The organism is Winogradskyella sp., assembly GCF_013213975.1.
Taxonomy (GTDB): Bacteria; Bacteroidota; Bacteroidia; order Flavobacteriales; family Flavobacteriaceae; genus Winogradskyella.
Genome location: NZ_JABSST010000122.1, coordinates 1 through 5,859, shown reverse-complemented (window position 1 = coordinate 5,859; position 5,859 = coordinate 1). Strand labels below are relative to the sequence as shown.

Here is a 5,859-nt window from a genome sequence, read left to right as displayed (position 1 = left end):
TGCAATTCCGAGTGGATTCGGACGTAGTCGAATCCGCCGTAATTGCGGTTATACATTGTTACCTGCTGGCTTTTATTCCAATTTATATTTTCAGCCACCATTTTATCGTTTTCAACTTGTCAAATTCAATTTCTGTCAGATTTTGAGTTTCGAGTTCAGTCAATTTATTTTTTACAGTTTCAATTCCGTAATTTTCTTTTATCCAAAAGGGAATTCCTCAACGCTTTTGTTCCAATTTCCGATTGTCGATTTTAGAATTAAGCTTAAATCAATTTCCGATTTCGGTTTAAGAACGTTTAAAATTTTTCCAGCGTATTTTTGGTCAACATATTCCGTTTCAGGTCTTTTTTTGTTTTCAAACACTTTCACAATTCCGCCTACTATTATTTCATCAGAAACTTTATTCAGTTTGTCCGTGAATTGTCGAATTCTTAATTCTCCAATTTTATCCATTAAGTCAATAAACGAATAAAATTCATTTTGAAAATCATCTGATGTTTTTGGAATGTTCATCGGTTTTTTTCAGCTTGCAGGTAACGTCTCGGGTATGTTGCGTAGCGCGCTGAAAGCCGCTATGCAATATACCCATTGTTAGCTGTTGTTTTTATTTTCCAAGTTTTAATTGTTCCGTCATAAGATGCACTTATAATTGTGTTATCATCCAATTTTTCAATAGATTGTACAAAGTTTTGATGTTCAAATTCTACTATCAGTTTTCCATCAAAATCCCAAATTTTGACTTTGTTATCTTCTCCGCCTGTTGCAAACTGATTATTATTTATAACCTTGATTGTTCTAATTATTCCAACATGAGCCTTAAATGTTTGAATTTTTGTTTGATGATAATCTTTAGATAACGTTCGAATTGAAATTTCGCCTCTTAAATTTCCGCTTATTAGTTTTCGTGTTAGTCTATTGTAGCTAAGACTAATAATTGAACAGTCTTCTAAAAAGGTTTTTAATGATTTATCTGTATTTAAATTCCAAATTTTAATTGTTCCATCTTCGGAACTCGAAGAAATAATGTCATGGTCCAATTTAATTACTTGCCAAACCCAATTTGTATGTTCTTTAAAAGTTTTTAAAACAGTTCCATTAAGATTAGATAATTTGATGGTGTTGTCACCACTACTTGAAGCTAAAGTGTTGTTGTCTAAACGGCACAAAGAAAGCACAATTGCAGCATGAACTTTTATTTTATTAAATACTTTGTGGTCTTTCCAAACTAATATTTGGCGATCTCTTGAACCAGAAACAAAAATATCATCACTTATTTTCTCAATACACAAAATCGAGTTTTGATGCCCTTTAAATGAATACTTTTGTTTACCAGAGATATTCCAAGATTTTATTTCTTTGTCTCTTCCTCCACTAAGAATCGTATTATCGTCAATTTTAAGTATTGACCAGATGTATCCTAAATGACCAGTAAAAGGCTCTTGTATTTGTTTTATTGCTTCTTTTGAATATAAAATATCACTTCTTAAAACAAACTTTTCGCCTTGCGTTAAGATTTCTCCTTCGTGCCAAACGTTATGGTCAAAAACAATAAGGTCTCCTTGTTTAGGAACGTATGAAGCCCAAATTTCATCTGTTTCTTTTGTTTTGAAAAATAAAGTTCTTCCTCCTTTGAACTCAGTTGCACTATTCAAATAAATCATAAATGTCAACTTGGATTGTGTTGTTTCATCTCGATAATGTACTCCATCAAGATGTCTATGAAAATATTGGTTAGTAGAATATTTGCAATATCTAAGTCTGTTATTTAACTCTTTTAAATGCCAAACCCCATTTTCGGATTGAATAGTTGAATTTATTTTGATTGTTTCAGGAAGATATGGCTTTACTTTTTCAAAAAGTTGGTTAGCTAAATCATCATTATCCGTTACAAATCTGTCATTGTTCCTGTAATAAGTTGGATAATTTGAAATCGCTTTTTTAAATGAGTTTTTAATTTTGGTATTTAACAGTTCCTCACATTCTATTTTGGAAAAAAGGGATTGAATTACAAAGCAAGTAGAGTTTGTATTAGGTAGAATATTTTGTATTTCAATTTTTGATGTTATCAAAGCAATTCAATTTCTTGCTGTAAGTTCTGTTTGGCTTGTATTTCAAACTTGTTATAAAAAAAATCCGTTTTGAATATTCTGTCCATTGACAAAAAATGATTTAATACTTTTTTACGTCCAGGATTGTAAACTAAGGTAGGATAAATTGAATATTCCTTTCTAACGTTTTTGCAATAAAGTAAATATGTTTCCCAATTCTGTCCTAATACAGAAAGGTCGGCATCTGTAAAATAGTTTGTGTCGCTGTCTGTTGATTTTATGTGTGATTTGGTGGCTAAAATTTGTTCTTTACAAAGTTCTATTTTATCGTTAGAAACGGAAATTTGCTTCATCCGATTTTCGGCAAATTCAGCACTTTTTTCTTCGTTGTCTGATTTTATAGAATTGTAAATTATGTCGTGGTAAAAAAGTGTAAATAAAATGATTTCCCAATTCTGTATTTCACTTTTAACATCTGTCAATTGAGAAAGTAAATTGTCAAGGTGTTCTAAAGTATGATAATGTCTTTTTTTACTTGAATAATTTTTCTCGATTTCAGTCCATAGTTCCTTTTTCAGACTGTCATTGTCTGTGTATTTTGTCAAAAGTTCTATGAATGTTTCTTTTAGCACGATTTTCTATTTAAATGACAGCTAACGGTTTAGCTATGATGTCGTTGCGGCTGGCAACGCAGCGTAGCGCCACTCCGGCGTGATTGGCGTTTTCTAACCGGTAGCGAAGCGCGTTGCATATCGCAAATGTTCATGCTTTGGTTTATAGCTTAAAAGTAGGAATAAATATCAAATCACCTACGAAGTAGCAATGCATTATAGGTGTTGTTAGCTAACGTTTTTTTATTAGCACTTTATCATATGCAGTCGACCAGCCTTCATCTGTTTTATAGCCTTTGCTAATCAGAATTGAATCGTTTTGAATGTTCTCAACTTTCCAGATATACTCAATTTTATTATCAGAGTGCTTTAAGTCGAACTTTAAGTATTTATTCGTTAAGTCAAAACTAACGTCCGATGTTTTTTGAATGGAATCATTGAGATACATAACAATAGAGCCGTCTTTGATGGTATAACTTAGATTTGGGCTTTCAATCCAAGTTCCATTGTAAAAACCTTTATCAAATTGATTCTTATTTTGCTTTAAAAGCAAAGTGTCATTATAAGTTTCACCAAGTATAATATAGTCGTATTCGTTTGAACTCGAAGCTTTGATAAGCGCAGAGTTATCATCAAAAAATATGCGAGCTAATGAGTCCGAAATCTTTTCAATTCTGTAGTCCTGTTCAATTGAAATTAAGCCGTAACTTATAGATTTAGTGTCGGTAAACTCGATGTCTTGATCAGTTCCGGAATTGACAACTTTGAATGATTTCCATTTTACTTCTGATTCGAAATCAATTGCATCGGATTTTTTTTGGCATCCAATGATTACCAGGCAAAAAAAGAATAGGGGCGTAATTTTTTTCATTCTGTAATGTTAGCTAACGTTCTGTGTATGGTGCGTGCCTTGCATGCTCTATACACCTTGTTGTAGCACGTTTTATTCAATTTTCATTTCAATTTGAGCTTTATGAAGTTTCCGTAGTCTATTTCCTAGCTCGTTATTATCAGCATATGCCGATATCGTTGTTCTTAAGTCAATTTCGTCTTTAGATTTAGTTTCCGCATCAAATGCAAGTATCAGGTTAGCTTCATTTAGACCTGATATTGAAATTCTTGAAAATTTGGCTTCAAACTCTTTAATAGTTTTCAAATTACTTGCTTTAAAGGCTGGCCAATCTGATTTATTCCTTTTAGTTAAGTCATCATTTTTTTCTGCGAATAGATTTAAGTTATGCTTTATCGATTCTCCTAGAATTTGGTCGCTAACATCAAATTTCAAAACTTCAATTTCATTTTGCTCATAATGCACCCATGATTCATCTACAAAAAAGGGAGCCAAGAGAATCTTGTCGTATTCTTGACTCAGGTAAGCAGTGATCATTTTCGGAAACTGCTTCTTTTCGTTTTTTGATTTAAACCACTTCATTTTTCTCTAATGTGCTACAACGTGTTCGTGTATGGTTTGTGGTGTTTGAGAACTAAGTTAGCAAAAAGGCAGGGAAGTGGTATTGGATTTCGGCAGAAATCCGCGAACCACCTTTAAACACCATGAATTATACACGTTGTTGGCAGTAGTGTTTTATTTCTTTTCATATAAAGCTTTCAGTGTACCATTTAAACTAAACGGAATTACTGAAGTATGTGTTTCGTTTCTATATATTCTCCAATCCATATCAATATTTTCATAGTTACCTTTTTTAAGGTACATACTAAATCTAATCATATTAGAAACCATCATTGGAATTTCATCTTCACCTGTCGAAATAAATACTTTGGTTGGATTAATTTTCCAAGTTTCGCTATTCGTGAATTTAGTAATTGCTGGTTCCAAAAAAATTTCCTCGTTAAGTTGAAATGAAGGACTATTAATTCCAAATCGTGTAAAGTAATTATCAGAATTCACAAAACAGTAAGCAGTAAACAAACCACCAAGAGAATGTCCTGAAATTCCTCTGTCGGAATTTGTCATATAGTGTTTCTCAATAAAAGGGACAATTTCTTTTTTTAGACATTCTAAAAACTTAATTGCTCCACCAGTTTTGATAGTTCCTTTTTCAACGCCAAACTTTTTTTCAATTCTTTTCTCAGTTATAGAGTCACGATATGGCGTGTAGTCAATGAATCTATTAATTCTTGATTTTATACCATTTGCCTTATGACTGATTCCAACAAGAATTACATCTTCGATTTTTTCATAATCAATATATGATGATTTGAAATATCCAAATGTACTTTTTCCGTCTAAAACATAAAGCACAGGATACGTTATACTATCCTGAATAGAATAATTCTTTGGGAAAGACATATGAATTAAATATTCCTTATTCGTAATTTCAGATTTAATGATATGGTCTGGTTTAAATTCATCCCTTCCTTTTGGGTCTAATTTTTGGCTAAATAAAGGATTACAAAAAATCAGAAATACGAATGATATCAAAAATAATTTAGGTAGTTGCGAAAAGTACATTTATTTAATTCAGGGGTTAGTTGCATACATTACTGCCAACGGTCTCGGCTATGAGTAGTTGCGTGGTTTAACACTTAACAAATACGCACTTAACTGAAAATCCGCGAGGATTTTCAGAAGTAGGCGAGAACCAGCAATTACTTATAGCCATTGTTGTGCGTTCGTTTTTATTTAATCTTTCTGAGCACTCTTTTTAACTTTCTGTTGCTATTCAAAATTATGACTCCGCATTGTGCAAATGTTCCATAGTCCGAAATAGCGTTATTTCCAGTTAAAATTTCAATTGACTCAATTGTTTCAATTGTCAAGTGTTTCAATAGAAACGAATAATTCGGATATCGATTCAAGTCTAACATATGTAATACCTTCTTTTGCTTTAAGAAGAAAAGAATTTTACATTTTGTAGCCTTTTCGATTAAATCATTTACATTTTCGCCTTCATTTACATTAATAGATATTTTTTCCGAAATATCAGCTTTAGATACTATTGAATCAATCCGTATTTTTTCCTTAATTAATTCAAGTTTGGATTCTTTAGAATCTGTCCCATCAAGCTTTTGTATCCAAATCAAGTTTGATTCTTTTGATGTTAGAGAATCTATGTTTTGTCCAAAACAAAATAAAGTCTTAAAAATCAGTAATATTAGTAATAGAAATAATCTCATTTCATTTGTCTTTTTCTCAAAATTATTTCAATTCCTATTTTCATAAAAGTTTGATTGAGTAA

At 31.6% G+C, this 5,859-nt stretch carries 7 protein-coding genes; all 7 read right to left on the bottom strand.

Features of this window, described 5'->3' with window-relative positions; translation table 11 throughout:
• Positions 1-198: 198 nt before the first annotated feature.
• Positions 199-513, bottom strand: coding sequence for a hypothetical protein (locus tag HRU49_RS13885; RefSeq protein ID WP_296358195.1), 315 nt, complete (start codon positions 511-513; stop codon positions 199-201).
• Between the two features lie 59 nt (positions 514-572).
• Positions 573-2,069, bottom strand: a complete 1,497-nt coding sequence (locus HRU49_RS13880; protein ID WP_296358193.1) for a 2OG-Fe(II) oxygenase — start codon at positions 2,067-2,069, stop codon at positions 573-575.
• Entirely contained in the window at positions 2,066-2,680 is a 615-nt protein-coding gene (locus HRU49_RS13875) for a hypothetical protein (protein ID WP_296358191.1), read from the bottom strand. Before HRU49_RS13875 ends, HRU49_RS13880 begins: the two co-directional genes overlap by 4 nt.
• Positions 2,681-2,891: 211 nt before the next feature.
• Positions 2,892-3,530 (bottom strand): hypothetical protein, encoded by a 639-nt coding sequence (locus HRU49_RS13870; RefSeq protein WP_296358189.1) that lies wholly within the window; start codon positions 3,528-3,530, stop codon positions 2,892-2,894.
• A gap of 72 nt (positions 3,531-3,602) precedes the next feature.
• A complete protein-coding gene (locus HRU49_RS13865; RefSeq protein ID WP_296358187.1) occupies positions 3,603-4,091 on the bottom strand; it encodes a hypothetical protein in 489 nt (162 codons plus the stop codon).
• A 153-nt stretch (positions 4,092-4,244) separates the two neighbouring features.
• Positions 4,245-5,132: an alpha/beta hydrolase-fold protein gene (locus HRU49_RS13860; protein ID WP_296358185.1), complete on the bottom strand. Its 888-nt coding sequence runs from the start codon at positions 5,130-5,132 to the stop codon at positions 4,245-4,247.
• Positions 5,133-5,299: 167 nt separating this feature from the next.
• The gene (locus tag HRU49_RS13855) at positions 5,300-5,704 is read right to left on the bottom strand and encodes a hypothetical protein (RefSeq protein ID WP_296358183.1); all 405 of its coding nucleotides are present in this window, start codon (positions 5,702-5,704) and stop codon (positions 5,300-5,302) included.
• Positions 5,705-5,859 lie beyond the last annotated feature (155 nt).

Excerpts from the sequence above, each read along its gene's own strand:
- HRU49_RS13885 (WP_296358195.1), bottom strand. The coding sequence starts at position 513 with ATGAACATTCCAAAAACATCAGATGATTTTCAAAATGAATTTTATTCG.
- HRU49_RS13870 (WP_296358189.1), bottom strand. The coding sequence starts at position 3,530 with ATGAAAAAAATTACGCCCCTATTCTTTTTTTGCCTGGTAATCATTGGA.
- HRU49_RS13865 (WP_296358187.1), bottom strand. The coding sequence starts at position 4,091 with ATGAAGTGGTTTAAATCAAAAAACGAAAAGAAGCAGTTTCCGAAAATG.
- HRU49_RS13860 (WP_296358185.1), bottom strand. The coding sequence starts at position 5,132 with ATGTACTTTTCGCAACTACCTAAATTATTTTTGATATCATTCGTATTT.